The organism is Nevskia sp. (assembly GCF_021732705.1).
Taxonomy (GTDB): Bacteria; Pseudomonadota; Gammaproteobacteria; order Nevskiales; family Nevskiaceae; genus Nevskia.
Window position 1 is genome coordinate 90347 of the sequence record NZ_JAKFUM010000016.1, and the last position, 18300, is coordinate 108646.

At 65.2% G+C, this 18300-nt stretch carries 12 protein-coding genes; 4 read left to right on the forward strand and 8 right to left on the reverse strand.

The features are described from left to right. Nucleotides 1-87: 87 nt before the first annotated feature. The 3 genes from tssC to tssA all read right to left on the reverse strand — a co-directional run bounded on the left by tssC (nt 88) and on the right by tssA (nt 3442). On the reverse strand, nt 88-1578 hold the full coding sequence (gene tssC, locus QZ951_RS17005; protein ID WP_293002757.1) for a type VI secretion system contractile sheath large subunit: 1491 nt from the start codon (nt 1576-1578) through the stop codon (nt 88-90). A gap of 18 nt (nt 1579-1596) precedes the next feature. Then, a complete protein-coding gene (gene tssB, locus QZ951_RS17010; protein ID WP_293002759.1) occupies nt 1597-2103 on the reverse strand; it encodes a type VI secretion system contractile sheath small subunit in 507 nt (168 codons plus the stop codon). 220 nt (nt 2104-2323) lie between these two features. Further along, nucleotides 2324-3442 (reverse strand): type VI secretion system protein TssA, encoded by a 1119-nt coding sequence (tssA, locus tag QZ951_RS17015; protein ID WP_293002761.1) that lies wholly within the window; start codon nt 3440-3442, stop codon nt 2324-2326. Nucleotides 3443-4482: 1040 nt separating this feature from the next. Between tssA and QZ951_RS17020 the strand changes: the two genes are divergently transcribed. The 4 genes from QZ951_RS17020 to QZ951_RS17035 all read left to right on the forward strand — a co-directional run bounded on the left by QZ951_RS17020 (nt 4483) and on the right by QZ951_RS17035 (nt 10050). Further along, nucleotides 4483-5151 carry a TetR/AcrR family transcriptional regulator gene (locus tag QZ951_RS17020; RefSeq protein ID WP_293002764.1) on the forward strand — a complete coding sequence of 223 codons (669 nt, stop codon included), beginning with the start codon at nt 4483-4485 and terminating at the stop codon, nt 5149-5151. Nucleotides 5152-5236: 85 nt separating this feature from the next. After that, complete coding sequence (locus tag QZ951_RS17025; RefSeq protein WP_293002766.1) at nt 5237-7999, forward strand: PEP/pyruvate-binding domain-containing protein; 2763 nt, start codon at nt 5237-5239, stop codon at nt 7997-7999. A 99-nt stretch (nt 8000-8098) separates the two neighbouring features. After that, a complete protein-coding gene (locus QZ951_RS17030) occupies nt 8099-9043 on the forward strand; it encodes a hypothetical protein (RefSeq protein WP_293002768.1) in 945 nt (314 codons plus the stop codon). Beyond that, nucleotides 9040-10050, forward strand: a complete 1011-nt coding sequence (locus QZ951_RS17035) for a hypothetical protein (RefSeq protein ID WP_293002770.1) — start codon at nt 9040-9042, stop codon at nt 10048-10050. Before QZ951_RS17030 ends, QZ951_RS17035 begins: the two co-directional genes overlap by 4 nt. Here QZ951_RS17035 and QZ951_RS17040 read toward each other — a convergent pair. The 5 genes from QZ951_RS17040 to QZ951_RS17060 all read right to left on the reverse strand — a co-directional run bounded on the left by QZ951_RS17040 (nt 10047) and on the right by QZ951_RS17060 (nt 17927). After that, entirely contained in the window at nt 10047-10781 is a 735-nt protein-coding gene (locus tag QZ951_RS17040; RefSeq protein ID WP_293002772.1) for a hypothetical protein, read from the reverse strand. The genes QZ951_RS17035 and QZ951_RS17040 overlap by 4 nt on opposite strands. Continuing rightward, nucleotides 10765-11952 carry an OmpA family protein gene (locus QZ951_RS17045; RefSeq protein ID WP_293002774.1) on the reverse strand — a complete coding sequence of 396 codons (1188 nt, stop codon included), beginning with the start codon at nt 11950-11952 and terminating at the stop codon, nt 10765-10767. Before QZ951_RS17045 ends, QZ951_RS17040 begins: the two co-directional genes overlap by 17 nt. A gap of 79 nt (nt 11953-12031) precedes the next feature. After that, complete coding sequence (locus QZ951_RS17050) at nt 12032-12868, reverse strand: TonB-dependent receptor (RefSeq protein WP_293002776.1); 837 nt, start codon at nt 12866-12868, stop codon at nt 12032-12034. After that, nucleotides 12826-14556 carry a TonB-dependent receptor gene (locus QZ951_RS17055; RefSeq protein ID WP_293002778.1) on the reverse strand — a complete coding sequence of 577 codons (1731 nt, stop codon included), beginning with the start codon at nt 14554-14556 and terminating at the stop codon, nt 12826-12828. The genes QZ951_RS17050 and QZ951_RS17055 overlap by 43 nt, the downstream gene beginning before the upstream one ends. A 677-nt stretch (nt 14557-15233) precedes the next feature. Further along, nucleotides 15234-17927 (reverse strand): adenylate/guanylate cyclase domain-containing protein, encoded by a 2694-nt coding sequence (locus QZ951_RS17060; protein ID WP_293002780.1) that lies wholly within the window; start codon nt 17925-17927, stop codon nt 15234-15236. Nucleotides 17928-18300 lie beyond the last annotated feature (373 nt).

Genomic DNA, 18300 nt, shown 5'->3' on the forward strand with positions numbered 1-18300 from the left:
ATCAACGAGTGCAAGGACTGCCGCGCCTGCGGTTGATTCGCAGCCTTCCCGATCACGGCTCCATGGAGCCGGCGTTCCCTTTCAGCCCTACTTCTTTTCCGAAGGCAGCTTGGACGTCAGCCGCAGCGACACGGTCAGACCCTCGAGCTGGTAGTGCGGCTTCAGGTAGAAGCGCGACTGGTAGTAGCCCGGGGCACCTTCGATTTCCTCGACCACGACCTGTGCGCCAGCCAGCGGCTTGCGGGCCTTGGTGTCTTCCGACGACAGCGCCGGGTTGCCATCGACGTACTGGTTGATCCAGCTCTGCAGCCAGCTTTCCATCGCACTGCGATCCTTGAACGAGCCGATCTTGTCGCGGACCATGCACTTCAGGTAATGCGCGAAGCGATTGCACGCGAACAAGTAAGGCAGACGCGCGCCGAGAGCGGCATTGGCCGTGGCATCCGGGTCGTCGTACTCGGCCGGCTTGTGCAGCGACTGGGCCGCGATGAACGCCGCCATGTCGGTGCCCTTGCGATGCACGAGCGGCATCAGGCCGAGCTTGTCGAGTTCGGCCGAACGGCGGTCGCTGATCGCGATCTCGGTCGGGCACTTCATGTCGACGCCGCCGTCATCCGACGGGAAGGTATGGACCGGCAGACCTTCGACCATGCCTCCGGACTCGACACCGCGAATGCGCGAGCACCAGCCGTATTCCTTGAACGACCGATTGATGTTGACGGCCATCGCATAGGCCGCGTTCTGCCAGAGATACTTGCTGGAATCCTGACCGTTCGCGTCTTCCTCGAAGTTGAATTCCTCGACCGGATTGGTGGCAGCGCCGTACGGAAGGCGCGACAGCGTGCGCGGCATCGCCAGCGCCAGGTACTTGGCGTCATCGGAATCGCGCAGCGAGCGCCAGGCGGCGTAGTCCGGCGTCGACGTCAGCTTCGCGAGATCGCGCGGGTTGGTCAGCTCGCTCCACGAATCCATGCCGAGCAAGGTGGAGTTCGCGGCGGCGATGAACGGCGCGTGCGCCGCGGCGGCAACCTGCGCCATGCCAGCCAGCAGTTCGACATCCGGCGGGCTCTGGTCGAAGTAATAGTCGCCGATGAAGCAGCCGTACGGTTCGCCGCCAAGCTGGCCGTATTCCTCTTCGTAGATCTTCTTGAAGATCGGGCTCTGATCCCAGGCCGTGCCCTTGTAGCGCTTCAGCGTCTTGCCCAGCTCCTTCTTGGAGATGTTCATGACGCGGATCTTCAGCTGCTGGTCGGTCTCGGTGTTGTTGACCAGATAGTGCAGGCCGCGCCAGGCGCTCTCGAGCTTCTGGAACTCCGGATGATGCAGGACGAGGTTCAGCTGCTCGGTGATCTTGCGATCGAGTTCGGCGACATAGGCATTGATCGTCTGCGTCACGTCGTCGGACACAATGTCCGACTTGTTCAGCACCTGTTCGGCCAGCGTGCGGACTGCGGACTCGACCTCTTCCCGCGCACGATCGCTTTTCGGCTTGAATTCCTTGGTCAGCAGCGACGCGAAGTCGCCGCCTTCGGCAAAGCTGGTGCCGGTTCCGGCTTCAGCCAGTTGTTCGGTGGACATGGGGGCAGGATCTCCAGATCAGGTGTTGTCGGATGGCTTCGGAGCGGACGCGAGCGACTGCAGCAGCGACGGGTCCTTCAGCGCCTTGGCGATCAGCTCTTCGGCGCCGGCCTTGCCATCCATGTAGGTGCCGAGATTCGCCAGCTGGGTGCGAGCCTCCAACAGCTTCGCGATCGGGCCCACCTTGCGGGCGACGGCGGTCGGCGAGAAATCGTCCATGCTTTCGAAGGTGATGTTCACCGGAAGATTGCCCTCGCCGGTCAGCGTGTTCGGCACCGAGAACTCGACGCGCGGCTTCATCGCCTGCAGGCGGCTGTCGAAGTTGTCGACGTCGATTTCCAGCGCCTTGCGTTCCTCGATCCCCGGCAGCGTCGAGTTGTTCGCACCGGACAGGTCCGACATCACGCCCATCACGAACGGCACCTGCACCTTCTTCTGGGCGCCATAGACCTCCACGTCGTATTCGATCTGCACGCGGGGCGCCCGGTTGCGGGCGATGAACTTCTGACTGCTTTGCTTGGCCATCCCGTTTCTCCTGAGTTTCGAGTCGCGGTGCCCGGGGCACCGCATGGTGCAACGACAAAAACTGTTCAGCTTCGCGCGGTTACCGACGTGCCCATCGGCGAAGCCACTGTCCCTACCATCGGCTCGACGCGAGCCGGTCCAGACCCCTCGTCATGCCGCAGATCCGCGTCATAGACCTCCGCCGTGCCGCCCCTTTCGACCCACACCGACCGGATCGCCGTCAATCGTCATCGTCATCGGCTTCCGCCTCGGGCTGGGCGCCGGTGACGACGCGCAGCTGGTCGATGCCATCGGGTGCGAGGTCTTGCAACAGCTGCAGGAAATCCTTGCCGACGAGACGCTGAGCCCGCCGCAGCACCATCGGCACCGGGCTCGACGGCTCGTAGCGCGCGTAGTACTCGCAGATCTCGTCGATGCGCTTGATCACGTCGGCAGGACCGGCGATGCGGCCACCACCGGCCTGCACCGAACGGCCGCCGCCACCGGTGCCGGAGGCCGTGCTGCGGTCGTCGTCGCCGGCATCGTCATCGCCGGCGTCGCTGTCGGCTTCGTCCTCATCGTCATCGGTCGGCGGCGCGCGCTTCGCGACCTGCGCCGACAGGAATTTGTGGAGCTCGAAATGATCCGACAGCAGGGTTTTGAGGTTCGGGCCAAGACTGCCGAGATGACCGTCGAGCACCTTCTCGATCGCCTTGGCGTTGTCGAGCGCGGACTGGGCTGCGGCGGCGCTGGCGTGCAGCAGCTCTTCGGCGCAGTCCAGGCAGCAGCCCTCGATCTCCGACATCGACACGGTTGGCGGCGGCGGCGTGTCGTCATCGCCGACCGCGGCGGGCTTCAGGCTGCCGTTGGCGATCTTCAGGTCGCGGAGCGTGATCTTGCCGACCCGCGGCGACTGCACGAACACCGTGGCCCGCAAGTAACGCAGCGGGCCGTTCAGACTGCCGAGCGGTGCCAGCGAATTCACACGCAGGGTCGGGTCGTCGTCATCCTCGGCATCGAGTTGCGGATGCACATCGGCCCAGAAGTTCTCGAGCAGGCCATGGATCAGCGCTAGGCCGGCAGACCAGCCGGCAAGCCCGCCGATCCGCAGCCAGGCGGTCGCGAGATGGATCGCGACGCGCAGGTCCTTGCTGCGTTCGAGCAGGCCTGCCGCCCGTTCGGCGACGTCATCCCAATCCGGCTCTTCGCCGGCGATGACGCTGTCGCCTGTCACCTTTTCCGCTTTCGGCGCTGCCGCACGCTCCAGTGCCAGAAAGTCAGCGTCGTATTCAAGATCGGGCCCGCTGGGCGCATCGTCGCCCACCGGGATCAGCAGATCTTCTATGTCGAACTTGGCCATCGTTCCCCGTGTCAGGATTTGACGGACTGACCGCACGCTATTTTGTATGCAAGTTTGCGTTTCTTGGCGGCACTTCGGTCTGGCTGGAACTTAACGCGTTTCCGCGTCACTTCCAAGACGCTTCGCATCGACCTCATCCACATGGCGTAGGACAAATGTCCTAGGCCTGAAAATTTAATGAAGTTTAGGAAGGCTTCTTGCCCCAACCGCGTCGCCGTTGATCCAAACCTTACAGCGCTGCCGACCGATGAAAATGATGCATTTGTCACAATTGACCGACGGTTTTTCAGCCGTTGTGATTGGCTTCTCAAAATCGAATTTGCTGCGTCGCGTCAGAATCCACTGTCAGATTTTCAGCAGGGCGCGTGGCTGCACACGGGAGCGACCACGGGCTTGATTCATCGCATTCGAAGCCCTGGCGCAAGTCATTGATCGGACGACAACAAGCATTCCTGTGCGTTGGATGCAAGGCAGTGTTGGGCGACGGGCTCGGCGGAGGTGCCTGACATTCCCGCGTCGACGCGGCTTCGCTCCCTGGGAGTGAGCGGCGACCGACCGATGGGTGATCGGCTCGCGGGTCCCGTGGGGGCCCGTGGCCCGCGCTGCGGCCGCAGATCGCCGCGGCGTCACAATGTGCCCCACGGCTCCGGCAACCGCGGCGTCACCTTGGCGCAGCGCGTCGGCAGCATGTCCGGCGGGCGCATTCGCGGCGGATTGGCAATCGACGCCCATCGGCATCGGGGCGATGGAGCGGATTCGGGATTGGCCGAGGCGCGGCGCGATGACCGACGCCGGCAGTTGGTCATGGCACGGGCGTCTCGCCTTGTTCCTGAGAGTCCAACGGCGCTTCCGATTGCGGCGGCGACGGCGGACATGCGCCGGGTTGCAAATAAGTCGGTACGCTTATGTCGAGCTTTTTCTCGGCGGTTTTTTGACGATTTCGCTGCGCTGCACAAAATTAATAAGTCGATTGACAGAAATTGGAATGCCCGTCAATACTCAGCCACGGTCAAAAAGCCGGGGCTCGCAAGGCATTTCGAATGGATGGCAGCGACAGCAAGACGGCACTCGGCAAGGGCGAGCGGACGCAGATCGCGCTCATGATCTGCGCGGAGCGTCTGTTCGGTGATGCCGGTATCGATGGCGTCGGCTTGCGCGCGATCAGCGAAGCGGCCGGCCAGAAGAACAATAACGCGGTGCAGTACCACTTCGGCAGCAAGCTGGGGCTGCTGAATGCGATCCTGGAATGGCGCGAAGGGCAGCTGGAGCCGCACCGCAGGGCCTTGCTTGAACTGGGCGAGGCGCAGGGTCGGCTGAACGATCTGCGCTGGCTGCTGCGGGTGTGCTTCGAGCCGAACTTCCGCATGTACCAGCATCAGCACGATGTCGGCTACATGAAACTGCATGCCGCCTATCTGGCGACCCATCGGCCACGCGGCGTGCCGCACCCGGTCGATGTGGAGTCGCCGAACAGCGTCAGCTATCGCCGTGCGATCACACTGCTCGGCCGCCGGCTGGCTTTCCTCGGCGAGCGGCGCCTGTGGCTGCGACTGGAGAGTGCCGGAACGATGTTCCTGAGCGCGTTCATCCAGCACGCCGCGCGACGCGAGGAGCTGAATCTGCCACTCGATGAATTGTTCGAGGACACCATCGAGATGATGGCCGCAGCGATTGCCTGCCCGCCGATGACGATGGAGCCGTCGCGCTGAGCCGAACCATCACCTCGACCCAATACGGATTTACCAGCCGGGGTCCACTCCGGCGGCCATCACGCGACAGCAGGAGGAGAAAACGATGAGCATCGCAGCAGCCGCGAACCACACGATCTGGTTCGCCGATCCGGAAGGGACCGACCTCGCACTGGTCGGCGGCAAGGGCGCCAATCTTGGACGCATGACGCAGAAGGGCTTCGTCGTGCCGCCGGGCTTCGTGGTGTCGACCAGCGCCTACATGGCCCATATCGACAGCCTGAAGAGCCAGATCGCGACGATGCTGGCGCGCATCAACTACCAGGATGCGACGGCGCTCGACGAAACCGTGGCGCAGATCCGCCGGCTCATCGTCGGCACCGAAGTGCCGCCGGCCATCGCCTCCGAGATCACCGCCGGATACGCCAAGCTCGGTCAGGACACCTACGTCGCAGTCCGCTCTTCCGGCACGGCCGAAGATCTGGACGGCGCCTCGTTCGCCGGCCTGCATGACACCTACCTCGACATCCGCGGCGACGCGGCGGTGATCGATGCCGTCAAGCGCTGCTGGGCATCGCTGTGGACGGCACGTGCGGTCTCGTATCGCAAGAGCCAGGGATTCAACGCATTCCCGTCGATCGCCATCGTCGTGCAGCAGATGGTGGAGTCGGAAGTGTCGGGCGTGATGTTCACCGGCAACCCGATCAACACCGCGACCGACGAGCTGATGATCAACGCCAGCTGGGGCCTCGGCGAAGCGATCGTGTCCGGCATCGTCACGCCGGACGAGTACATCGTCAGCCACCGCAACCTGAAGGTGCTGCAGAAGACCCTCGGCAGCAAGAAGGTGCAGGTCGTCCGCGATGCCGCGAACGGCGTGGGCACCGTGCATCAGGATGTGCCGGATTCCCTGCGCGAGCTGTTCACGTTCACCGACGAGCGCGTGGCGGAACTCGCCGACATCGGCCGCAAGGTGCAGGCCGCGTACGAGGGCATGCCGCAGGACATCGAGTGGGGCTATGCCAAGGGCAAGTTCTACGCGCTGCAGTCGCGACCGATCACCAGCGTCGAGTTCTCGTGGGATGCCGACGTCACCGAATCGGTCCAGGGCAACAGCGATGCCGTGCCCTACGACAACATCTGGTCGCGCGTCTTCCCGGAAGAGATGTGGACCGGCGCCATCAGCCCGCTGATGTTCTCGTGGCGCTGCTGGGGTTTGAACCAGTGCCACAGCGTTGGCGTTCACGTGGCCGGCTATCCGGAGCAGGACTACACGACGCGCCGTCTGTGGCGCTATTACAAGGGCGTGTCGTACTACAACGTCGAGGCCGATCGTCATCGCATCATCCAGTCGATCCCGCCGCCGCTGCGTCCGGGCTTGCTGCACAAGATTCCGAAGATGTGGCACGAGGAAGTGCTGAACGCCCCGTTCGACTGGGGCCGGTACATCGAGTACTTCCTGCGCGCGGAAACCACGCGTCCGGACATGGGCTTCAACTGGCCGAAGGCGATCCGCGACGACTTCATCAACAACCCGGTCTATCGCGAGGCCACGCGGCCGCGCACGGTCGCCGAGCGCGAAGCGATGTCCGACGAGGAGCTGAAGAAGCACCTTGCCGAAGTGATCCGACTCGAGATCAGCTCGTACGATCCGCCCTGGTTCGGGCTGCTCTGGTACATGGGGGACTCGCTGGGCTGGATCGGCTGGATCTGCGCCAACTGGTACACCGGTGGCCGCCCGACGATCTTCATGGACCTGATGACCGGCACCCGCAACGAGTGCATCACCGGCGTGGAGTCGTACGCGTCGTGGGAGCTGGCGAACTTCGTCTACAAGTCGCCGGAGCTGCGCGAGCTGTACCGCAAGTACCCGGACGAGCGCTTCTTCGATTTCGTCGGCCAGTGCGTTCAGGGCCCGGAGTTCCTGAAGAAGTATCAGGAGCACGTTCGCCTGCGCGGCCATCGCGGCCATCCGGATCGCGACATCTACTTCGATCGTCGCGCCGACAGCGTGATGGTCGATCTGCGCATGTTCGCCGGCCTGTTCGGCACGCCGGACCCGCGCATTCAGGAACACCGCACCCGTGCCCGTCTCGAGGAATCGATCCAGCACGTCTACGACAATCTGGCCGCATCGCCCGAGTTCGGCGTGTTCAAGGCCAAGCTGTTCAAGTTCCTGATCCAGTTCTCGCATGACTCCATCGAGTACCGCGACAACGAGCGCGAGGTCATGGACTGGTCGACCTACGACATCAAGCTCTGCTTCGAGGAGATCGGCCGGCGCTGCGTCGAACGTGGTGGCCTGAAGGAAATGAAGGAGTGCTACTTCCTGACCATGGAAGAGCTGTATGCAGTGCTCGAAGGCAAGGATAACAAGCGGCTGACCCGAGCCAAGATCGACGCGCGGCGCAAGAACTTCAACGCGATCGATACCAAGGCCCGGCACCCGGCCCCCTTCATCGTCGCCGACCGTCCGGCGCCGATCGACCAGCCGGAAATCTCGGGCGACGGCGTGCTGCGTGGCAAGACCACCAGCGTCGGCAAGGTCACCGGCACGGCGCGCGTGGTGCTGGAGCTGAACCAGATCGGCAAGGTCAAGCAGGGCGACATCCTGATCGTCCATGCCACCGATCCGGGCTGGACGCCGGTGTTCATGCTGATCAAGGGCATCGTGCTGGAAACGGGCGGACTGATCAGCCACGGCGCGCTGCTGGCGCGCGAGTTCGGCCTGCCTGGCGTGCAGATCGAAGGCGCGCTGCAGCTGATTCCGGACGGCGCGACGATCACGCTCGACGGCGACAACGGTCTCGTCATCATCCATGACGAGACCGATACGCCGACCGAAGGCGCGCTCGAAAAAGCCGCCTGAGGCACGTCGATCCGCGTCTTGATGGCGTGATCAGTATCGGAGGGCGATGCGTGTCGACGCATCGCCCTCCTCTCCCGTTGGCATGCCCTTGGAGTTCCCGTGAAACCCCAACTGAAACATCGACCGTTCCCCGGTCTTGATGCGGTCAATGACGGTCGCCACGTGCTGCGCGACCTGCCGCTCGAACGCGAGTCGGTCCCCTACACCTTCGTGCTGCCGGAACATGATCTGGCGGCGTTCTGCTACACTTGGGTCAACAAGGACAGCGTCGCCGGGTCGGCCTTCGTCGTGTTCGGCCCCGGCGTCGGCGGCAAACCCATCGCCGAAGCGATCGACGGCATCGAAGTGCCGCGCTCGATGAACTTCGACGACTGGCGTGTCGGCTCGGTGCATCTGAAGCACGACCTTCAGTTCAAGAAGGCCGAGATGATCCTCGAGGGTCAGGGTGCCGGCATCCACGCGCACTTCGAGGCCTTCCATCCGCCCTACGCCTACGGCTTCCATCCGGACGGCTGTCCAGACTACGCGGCAACCAACCGCATCGAACAGGCCGGCAGGGTTACCGGCACGATTCGCGTCGGCGAGCGCAAGCTTGCGTTCGAAGCGCTCGGCGCCCGTGATCACAGTTGGGGCACTCGGGACTGGCAGACGCCGCAGCACTGGAAGTGGCTGCACGCGCAGGCCGGTCCCGATCTCTGCGTGCATTTCTGGCAGTTCCAGGCGCGCGGCACCACCGAGCTGCGCGGCTATGTGCTGAAGGACGGCGTGATCGCGGAAATGGCATCGATCGAGGTCGAGTTCGATCACGACGACCAGTATCGCCAGCGACACATCGAGATCGAGATGGTCGACACGCTCGGCCGCGTGACCAAGCTCAACGGCCTGCACTACGCGCATTTCCCGCTGATTCCCGGCCCGCACACGGTGCTGAACGAAGGCGCGATGCGCTGCGAGCTCGATGGCCGCAGCGGCATGGGCTGGTCCGAGTTCATGTGGCCGAAGACCTACCTCGACTACATCTGCTCGCGCCTCGGCGCGCCGTGAAACAGGCTGTGGCGCCGGTCGCGCCGCTGCTGCAACTGCCCGGCATCGGCCCGGCCACGCCGTGGTCGGGGCTGGAGCACTGGCCACAGCGGCCGCAGGAATTCAACTTCGTGCTGCTGTCGGACCGCACCGGGCTGCCGAAGCCCGGTGTCTTCGAGCGCGCAATCGCGGCCACCAATCTCTTGCGGCCCGATTTCGCGATCCAGATCGGCGACTGCATCGAAGGCTACACCCGCAATCCGGCACAGCTGGCGGCGGAGTGGGCCGAGTTCGACGCGATGACGGCAGCGCTCGAAGTGCCACTGTTTCGCGTGCCCGGCAATCACGATGTCAGCAACCCGGCGATGGCGGCGGACTGGCTGCGGCGCTTCGGTGCGCTGAACTACCACTTCCGCTTTCGCGATGTGCTGTTTCTGGTGCTGAACACGCAGGACCCGCCGCAGCGGGCGGCCGACTTTGCCGGCGTGGACCCGCCGGCGCATCAGGCGCCGGAGCTGGAGCGAGATCTGGACATCGGCAAGCTGCAGCGCGAGCAGGCCGCGAACCCGCGAGCCTTCGCCGAGCGGATCGAAGCCGCGATGGACAGCGAGGCGCGCCAGCCGGCGCATCTGTCTGCAGATCAGGCCGAATGGGCAGCAAGCGTCGTGCGCGAACATTCCGATGTGCGCTGGACCGTGATGCTGATGCACATCCCGGCCTGGCAGGGCGAGATGCATCCGGCACTGGTCACGATTCGCCAGGCCCTCGCCGGCCGGCCGTACACGGCATTCGCAGGCCATCTGCACAACTATCAGCGCCGTGTGATCGACGGCTGCGATCACATCCGCCTCGGGCCGAGCGGCGGCTGCTGGGTCTCCACCCGCGACGAAGGCAACTTCGATCACATCACCTGGGTGACGATGACCGCCTACGGGCCACCCCGAATCGCGAATCTGGTGCTCGACGGCATCCTCGGCGTCGAAGGCGGCAGCTTTCGACCGAAGCCGATGTTCCCGGATCCGGCCTAGCGGGAGCGCGCGAGGTCAGCCCTTGGCGGGCGGACCTTGAACGTCGTCGGGCAGCGCGGGACGGCCGGTTCCTCGCAGGTCTGGAATCGCAAGGCGCTGTCGGCACAGATCACCACCGAGCGCAGCCATCCGCGGTCGCAGGTCGGCGTGATCGTGACGCTGTCGGGCCAGCCGTTGAGTTCCCGGAAGCCGCGTACGAAGTCATCGGTATTCGCCGCGTCGGCACGCTGGCCGGCGGTGTCGAACGTCGGGAACCTGAGCGTGCCGTACAGATACTCGCCGGCAAGAATGTTCTCGACGCCGAAGGCCTGGCCGCACGGATAGCGTCGCGTCGCCTGGATCTTGCCCCAGCGCCGGTTGCGCAACAGTTCCTGGAAGCGCACGAGCTGATCCGGCGGCAGCACTTCACGCGCTCGCGTGCAGTCGCCGTCGGCACTCGCCGGCAATTCGACGATCTCGGCCGGCGCAAAACCCAGTGCCGTGCTGCACTGGATTTCCTGCGAGAACTCCGGCGCCGCGTGGCAGAACTGCGGCGACCAGGAGAGGCTCAAGCGCCAGGGGCCGCGCGTGACGGCGGTGCGGTCCCCGCTGTCTGCCGCCGCGTCCGCCACCAGCGTCAGCAGCACCATCGGCCACGCCCGCATCAAGGCGCGGACGCGAGCCGCGATGCGCTGATGGGCGACGCCGCGCATGCGGATGTCGATACGCCGACGCTCAGCGCGCTCCGGCATCGGCGGCAGCCGGTTCCGGCGACGACACCGTGCCCGTACCCGACACGATCTTCAGCGCCACGCGGCGATTCAGTTCCCAGCCCGCTTCGCCGTCGTTGTCGGCGATCGGCTGCGATTCACCGTAGCCGACGCTGGTCAGCCGCTCGGCCGCCACACCCTTGCTGACCAGATAGTTCATCACCGCCGCGGCGCGCCGTTCCGACAGTTTCTGGTTTGCGGCATCGCTGCCACGGGCATCGGTATGGCCACCGACTTCGACGGTGATCGACGAGTACTGGATCAGTTCCGAAGCCACGTCATCGAGCAGGGTCTTGGCGTTGACGGTCAGCGTCGCCTTGTTGGTGTCGAAATTGACGCCACGCAGCACGATGCTGTCGCCGGTGCCGCATCCCGCCAGCGACACCTTCTCGCCCGGGCCAGCGGTCTTGCATGGTGGCGGCGGCGGTGGCGGCGGCGGACAACCGGTCGCGTCGACGACGCTGCCCGGCGGCGAATCCGGGCACTGGTCGGTGGCATCGATCACGCCATCGCCATCGCTGTCGGCCGGCACTTCCGGTGGCACCACCTGCGGCTCGGTCGGCGCGGCGGCAGCCGGTTCGTTCGGCAGAAAGCCGAGCGGGAACTGCAGGCCCAGATGCAGCACCACTTGCCGATAGCGCAGCGGCGCGCTGAGGTCGACATCCTGATCGTTGTACTCGCGCTCGCGCTTGCCGTAGCGGTAGCGCGCTTCGCCGCGAATGGCGAACTGGTACTGACCCACACGCAGCGGCACCAGCGCCCCGAGACCGCCATCGGCATTCAGCGTGTTGAAATCGCGGTTGCCGCTGGTGGTCGGAAACTTGACGTACTGCAGGGCCTGAATGCCGGCAACGCCGTAGACGTAGGGAAAGCTCGGGAACGGGAAGATCAGGGCATTGACGCCGCCACCGAGGTATTCGGTGGACTTGAACTTGACCACGGTCGGGGCGAGTTCCAGCGCATACCAGTCCTTGCGGTAGCCGAAGCCCAGCGTGCCGCCATAGCCGTTGCTGAGCTGTTCGCGGTTGACCGGAATGACGGCCGTGCCGAGCACGGAGATATACGGGCCCTGACGCAGCGGTGTCGTCGACGGGGCGTCGGCGAAGGCAGGGCTGCCGGCGAACGACAGCAGGGCGAGCGCGGCCAGGTTCATGGGCTTGCGCGAAGTTGAATTCATGGCGTAACGGCCTCCAGTGGAATTTGCGGCGCAGTCGGATTGCGAATCGTCAAACTCAGAATTTCCACGACAGCGTCACGCCGAACTCACGCGGGGCGGCAATCGAGAACACGCCGCCGAAATCGGTGGAGATCACGCCCTGGGTGTAGGTCTTGTTGAGCAGGTTCTTGCCGTAGGTCCGCACCTGCACCTTCCACGGCACGAACTCGTAGCGCAGGAAGGCGCCGAGCAGCCCGTAGCCGCTCTGTTCGTAGTTCGGATCGTTCGAGGCGCTGTAGAAGAAGCCGGTGTTGCGGTAGTAGTCCGCGCCGAGTTCCACTTCGTTGTTGCCGAGCGTCCACAGCTTGGTGAACGCGATCGTTCCGGAAAACTTCGGCGTGCGCGTCTGACGGTTGCCGGAGAAATCATTGTTCGGCGAGAACAGGCCCGTCTGCGGATCGTAGCCGGCGGCATTGGGATAGCTGCCGAACTTGGCATCGAGATAGGCGCCGTTCAGCGACACCGCAAAGCCTTCGATGGTCTCCGGGAACAGTTCCGAAGTGATGTCGAAATCGACACCCTTCGACGTTGCCAGCGGCGCGTTCTCGAACGCCAGCGCGCCACCGGAAATCAGCGACACGTACTGCGTCTGCAGATCCTTGATGCGGTAGTAGAAGCCCGCCAGATTGAGTCGCGTGGTGCCGTTGAACAGCGGCGTGCGCAGGCCGATTTCATACGCGGTCGTGTCCTCCGGCCGGATGTACTGCGGCGGCAGGTAGACCGCGAACGCGTTGTAGGCATGGGCCTTCTTCGCCCGCTGGAACGACGCGAACAGCAGCGTCTCGTCCTGGAACGGGTGGATGTCGATGGTCACCTTCGGCGACAGGCCGTGCGTGGTCGAGCGGTTCGGCACCAGAGGTTGCCCTGATCGTCACGCGCCTGGTTGTAGGTCAGCAGCGGGCCCCCAACCAGTGCCTCGCCAAGGTTCGTGGTGCCGGCCAGCAGATTGACGGTGGAGCGGTGAACGCCACGATCCTCGCGCTGGTAGCGGGCGCCGAGCGTCAGCGCGATCCAGTCGGTGAAGCGCGCGGTGGTCTGCAGGTAGTAGCCGGCCGAGAAGGTCTTGACCTGCGCCTGCGCCTGCACGCGATAGGCGCGGCCCGGTGCGAGGATCGGACCGACCACGGGCAGATCCTGCAGCAGATTGCCGAGCACCGGCGGAATCACCAGATCGCCGACTTCGAGCTGCACCGGGTTGAAGCCCTGGATGTTGTGAAACATGAAGACGCCGGCGGTGACATCGAGGAAGTCCGCGAACGGCTGCGACTTGTTCGAGATCAGCTGAAGCTCGCCCTGCGTGATGTCGGCCGGATGGCCCGGAACATCGAACGAGACGTAGGGCCGGGTCGAGCCGTCGAAATCGTAGTTGTACAGCAGGCTGTTCTTCTGCTTGCTGGCCAGCAGCTTCACGTCCAGCCACGGGGCATAGAACGTGTTCGTGGTGCTGATGACGCTGGTTTCGGAGATGCCGTAGAGCCGGGTGTTGACCTGCACGTTGCGCGGGTCGTCCGGCGGCTGGATCAGCAGCAGGCGGCCCAGCGGGCTCGGATTCAGGTTCTGGCCGATCGCACCGTTGTTCTGGTTGCGGGTGCGGGTGAAGCCGAACTGGATGTCGAGATCTTCGATCGGTGCCCAGCGCGAGCGCACGCGCACGCCTTCGTCGATCTGCTTGCGCAGCGGCTCACCGCCGGTGCGGCTGTCCTTGCTCAGGTTCGAGTCGGACTGCGAGTAGTACGCGCTGAAGTTCAGCGCGAAGTTGTCGGTGATCGGGAAGTTCGAGTAGATGCGCGGCTTGACCAGCGCGAAGTTGCCGATGGTGAGATCGACATCGGTGTTGGCCTCGGTAAACGACGGCGCATAGCTGGTCACGCTGATCGCACCGCCGACGGCATTGCGGCCGAACAACGTGCCCTGCGGGCCCTTCAGCACTTCCACCTGCTTGACGCCGGAGAAGTCGGACACGAAGGTCGGCGAAAACGGGAAGTAGACGCCGTCGACATAGCTCGCGATCGATGGATCGGCGGTCAGGAACGCTTCGGTACCGATGCCGCGCAGGAAGATCGTGGCGTAACCGGCCTGACTGCCGACATCCAGACCCGGCACTGCACGGCTCAGGCCGATCTGGTTGTCGATGCCGCGCGCGGCCAGTGCTTCCGGGCTGAATGCCTGAATCGAGATCGGCACATCGGTCAGGCTCTCTTCGCGCTTCTGCGCGGTGACGATCACTTCCTCGATGATGCCGCTCTTGCGACGCTTGGTCGTGGTCTCAGCCGCGCCGGGCGTGGCCTCGGCCTCGGCCGCAGTCGCCGGTGCCGCGGCATCGGCGGCAGCCGCGGCCGGTGCCGCCGCCGGTTCCGTTGCCGCGACAGGTGCAGCGGCCGCTGCTGGCGCTGCCTCGGCGGGTGCTGCTGCCGGCGGCGGAGCGCTGTCGACCGGTGCCGGGCCCAGCAGTTCGTCGAGCGAGGCGTCGTTGCTGCTGCTGTCCTGCGCAAGCGCTGGCGCCGCGAAGCTTGATCCCAGCAGCGCCGCTGCGCCGATCAATGCCGCGAGGCCACGTCGCGAACGAGCCCTCGCGCCAAGATCGTCTGCATGGATTCCAGCCTCTGCAGGCTGCACTGTTCCTGACACCTCGTTGCACGCAACGCCGGCGGGTTCCATACGGTCTCTCCCCTTCGCACTGTTCGAATCAAGGCGGCTGTCAATGTGCAGCAAGCCTTGCCATGTCCTCGCACCAAGCCGAATGTGCATGTCGTACCGCGCTGCACTTCGACCGTTTTTTTAATACAACTGGTTTATAAAATACTGATTTGGCAAAAGTCAAGCTGCATTAAATCAAATTTCGAAGGCGAATTAACGCGAATGGCTTAAAAACGAATTGCTGCGCACGAAGGAACGCTGGTATTGCCAGCCATCAGGTCCAGCAGAGGCTGGCGCGGCAGGAATGAGCACACGGCGTTCGGCGATCGACCCGGCCCACTGGCGTGATGGCCTTGCCGGAGATGCGGCAGTGCCGCCGGTGAGACTCCGCCAGCGCGACTGCCGCGCGGATCGCGAAGCGCGACGCGAGGGTTGATCCGGCATAGCGGCCGGATGGTCGGAAAGTCGGCAAGTCGAAAAGTCGAACGCCGACGGACAGGCCGACGCCCTGCCCGTCTCCGCTGACTGGCGCCGCTCGTCGGTGACGACCGCAGGGCCGGCCTCGCCCGAAGGGTCGCCGCTCAGCGCCCGGCCGGACTCTCGGGCGATGGGGAAGCGTCGGCGGCGATCAAGGCGCCGAAGCGCGGATCCGACTTCAACGGTGCCCAGATCGGGTCTTCGCGGAGCAGCGCCGGCGTCAGCGGGAACGTGTATCGGACACTGGTATACGGCCGCTCCAGCAGCTTGCCGATCGCGTCGAACGCCTGATCGTGACGGCCGGCCAGGACATGGGTCACCGCCAGAATCTCGAGGGCGGTCAGTGCGAACTGGCTGTTGCTGGACGTGGCAATGCGCTTCAGGCGCGCACAGTCGCTGCCGTCGGCCGCGGTCGGATTCAGCCCGGTGGCGGTCAGGCACAGCATGCCCCGGGCGTAGACCCCGCTGGAGCTGAGGTCGGTCAGGCTGCCATCGTCGTACGGCTTCAGCAGCTCGTAGCCGGCGGCGAACGCGGCACGCGCCGCATCCGCGCGGCCACTGGCCAGTTCCGCGGTCGCCAGCAGTGCATGGTAGTCCGCGACATTGACGCCGAGGCTCGTCAGATCCTGGCTCAAGGCGGTGTTCAGCACCGTGATCGCTTCCGGCAAGCGGCCTCGGTACAGCATCTGCAGCACTTTCGGATCGAACACGTCGTACGACGAAGGCTGCAGCGGCAGGGTGTCGAGCAGCTTCTGAGCGCCGTCGAGATCGCCATTGGCCTGATCGATCAAGGCCTTCTGGGCAGTCAGCGTGGCGTCGTCGGGCGTGATGCTCAGCGCCCGGTCGGCCACCGAGCGCGCCTCGGCCATCTGTCGGTTGATTCCGAGATACAGCGACAGCCGCGACAGCAGTTCCGGATTTCGCGGGTCCAGTTCGGCCGACTTCCGCAGCAGCGCGAGCACTGCCGGGAAGTCGCCATTGCGCCACTCGATCTGGGCCAGCGCGCTCAGCACGTCGGCACTGTTCGGCAGCTTGATCCGCGCGCGATTGAACGCTTCTTCGGCCGCCCGCAGATCGTCATCGCACATGAAGCGGACGTAGCCGCGGGCAAGATCGGTCTCACCGAGGTCCGGCGCCAGCCGCACGGCCGTTTCCAGCGCGTTGCGCGCGCGTTCGCACGGCCGCTGCTGCAGGTCGAAGCCGTAGAACGCGCGATTGGCATCGACCCGGGCCAGCCGCGCCCAGGCGAGCGCGAACTCCGGATCAAGCTCCACCGCCTTGCCGATCCAGAGCGCGGTGCTGCCGAGATAGCTGGCATCGAAGGTGCGGGCGTCGAGCGCGATGCCGCGCAGGTACGCGTCGTAGGCCTTGGCGTTGCGCGTCGGCGTCGACGCCAGATCCTGCTGCTGCACGCCGGTCAGCTTGGTCTGCAGCGCGGTGGCGATCGCGGTCGCGACTTCGCTCTGGACGCCGAAGATGTCGGTCAGCTGACGGTCGTAGGTTTCCGCCCACAGGCTGGAGTCGGAATCGGCCGCGATCAGCTGCACGGCGATCCGGGCCGAATCGCCATGGCGCTGGACGCTGCCTTCGACGATGTGGGTCACCGACAGATCCTTCGCGATCGTCCGCAGGTTCGCCGGCTGCGCGGCGTAGTAGGCCGTCGACGAGCGCGAGATCACCTTCAGCGAGCCGATCTTCGCCAGACGGGTCAGGATCTCGTCCTGAATGCCGGACGACAGATAGCTGCCGTCGTCCCCACCGCCAACGCTCTTGAACGGCATCACGGCGATCGAATGCCGGCCCTCGTCCGCACTCACGTCCGGTCCCGGTGACTTGCCGTAGCGCAGGGTCATGTCGATTCCGACCAGCGCCGCAACCGCCAGCAACGCGACCAGCACCGGCCGGGTCAGCACCGGCTCGAGGCCGGGCGGACGCTCCGGCAACTGCTCGATCTCGCTTTCGAGCCGGAGCCCGGACGGCGTCATCTCGTAGAACCACGAGATCAGCAGCGCCACCGGGAAACCGAGCGCAACCAGCACGACCAGCGCCCGGATCAGCCTGCCTTCCACGTCGAAGAACGGCAGCACCTGCGTCGCGACCTGGACCAGCAGCCAGCCGATCACGGCGTACATCGCGCCGGCCTTGTAGACATTGCGCCGCTGCAACTCGGCGAAGAACGAGCGCGTGCCGCCGGCGCGCCTGCCAACGCTGGTCTGGGCGACGTCGGCGGGATCGCGCGGACGGGTCATCGCCACCTGCCGCACCGCCTCGGCCTCGACCACGAAGACATCGAGGCTGCTGTCGATCTGCTTCAGTTCCGGTGCGTCGATTGCCGCCACCGGCAGGGCCAGCCGCTGGCGCACCGACCCGAGCACGGTCGACGACATGGCCAGGCCGCCGCGCGGCGACAGCGGCAGGATGCGCGCGGCGATGTTGATGCCATCTCCGAACACCCGCGTGCCACGCCGTTCGACATCGCCCAGGTGAACGCCTGCCCGGAGCACGACCGGTGGATCATCCGGATGCCCGGCGCAGACCTCGTGCAGACTTTGCTGGATCGCCACCACGGCTTCGACTGCCGCCAGCGCGCTGCTGAACTCGAGCAGGAAGCTGTCGCCGGCGGTTTCGATCTCGCGCCCGCCGTAGACCGGCAGCAGCGACCTGACCACCAGCCGCTGGCGATTCAGCAGGCGCTCGCCCAGCAGTTCGTCCCGGTGCACGAACGCGCTGAAGTCGACGATGTCGGTGAAGACGATCGCCGCCAACTGTCGCTCGAAACGGTCGCTGGTGGTCGCCAATTGCGCGCACTCCTGTTCGCGGTGAAGCCGCATCGGCCACGCAAGCGCGGGCCTCGTGCGCGCCGGATTCTAGCGTGACCGGCAACGGTCAGGCAGACCGCGCGCCACTTCGTCCTTGGCAAGGCAAATCAATGACTTCGCTCTGCCCTGCTGCACCGCCAACGGCTCCGATCGGGCCTCACCTCAATGCGGTACTTCCGACCTTTTCGGGGCGGCCTGGCTGGGGTTGCCTGGCCCCTTGGGACTGGCATCGGTTTGCGACGAACCCTCGCGGGTTCCGGGCCCTTTCGGCGCGCCGTCTTCGCGATTGGAAGTGGCGCCCGGAGCCGATGGCAGTGTGCCGTCATCGGCATCCGCATCGCGCGCTGGCGAG

Bases quoted from the DNA above. Each gene is read 5' to 3' on its own strand.
- QZ951_RS17045 (WP_293002774.1), bottom strand. From the start codon at position 11,952: ATGAACCTGGCCGCGCTCGCCCTGCTGTCGTTCGCCGGCAGCCCTGCC.
- QZ951_RS17020 (WP_293002764.1), top strand. From the start codon at position 4,483: ATGGATGGCAGCGACAGCAAGACGGCACTCGGCAAGGGCGAGCGGACG.
- QZ951_RS17025 (WP_293002766.1), top strand. From the start codon at position 5,237: ATGAGCATCGCAGCAGCCGCGAACCACACGATCTGGTTCGCCGATCCG.
- tssA (WP_293002761.1), bottom strand. From the start codon at position 3,442: ATGGCCAAGTTCGACATAGAAGATCTGCTGATCCCGGTGGGCGACGAT.
- tssB (WP_293002759.1), bottom strand. From the start codon at position 2,103: ATGGCCAAGCAAAGCAGTCAGAAGTTCATCGCCCGCAACCGGGCGCCC.
- tssC (WP_293002757.1), bottom strand. From the start codon at position 1,578: ATGTCCACCGAACAACTGGCTGAAGCCGGAACCGGCACCAGCTTTGCC.
- QZ951_RS17040 (WP_293002772.1), bottom strand. From the start codon at position 10,781: ATGCCGGAGCGCGCTGAGCGTCGGCGTATCGACATCCGCATGCGCGGC.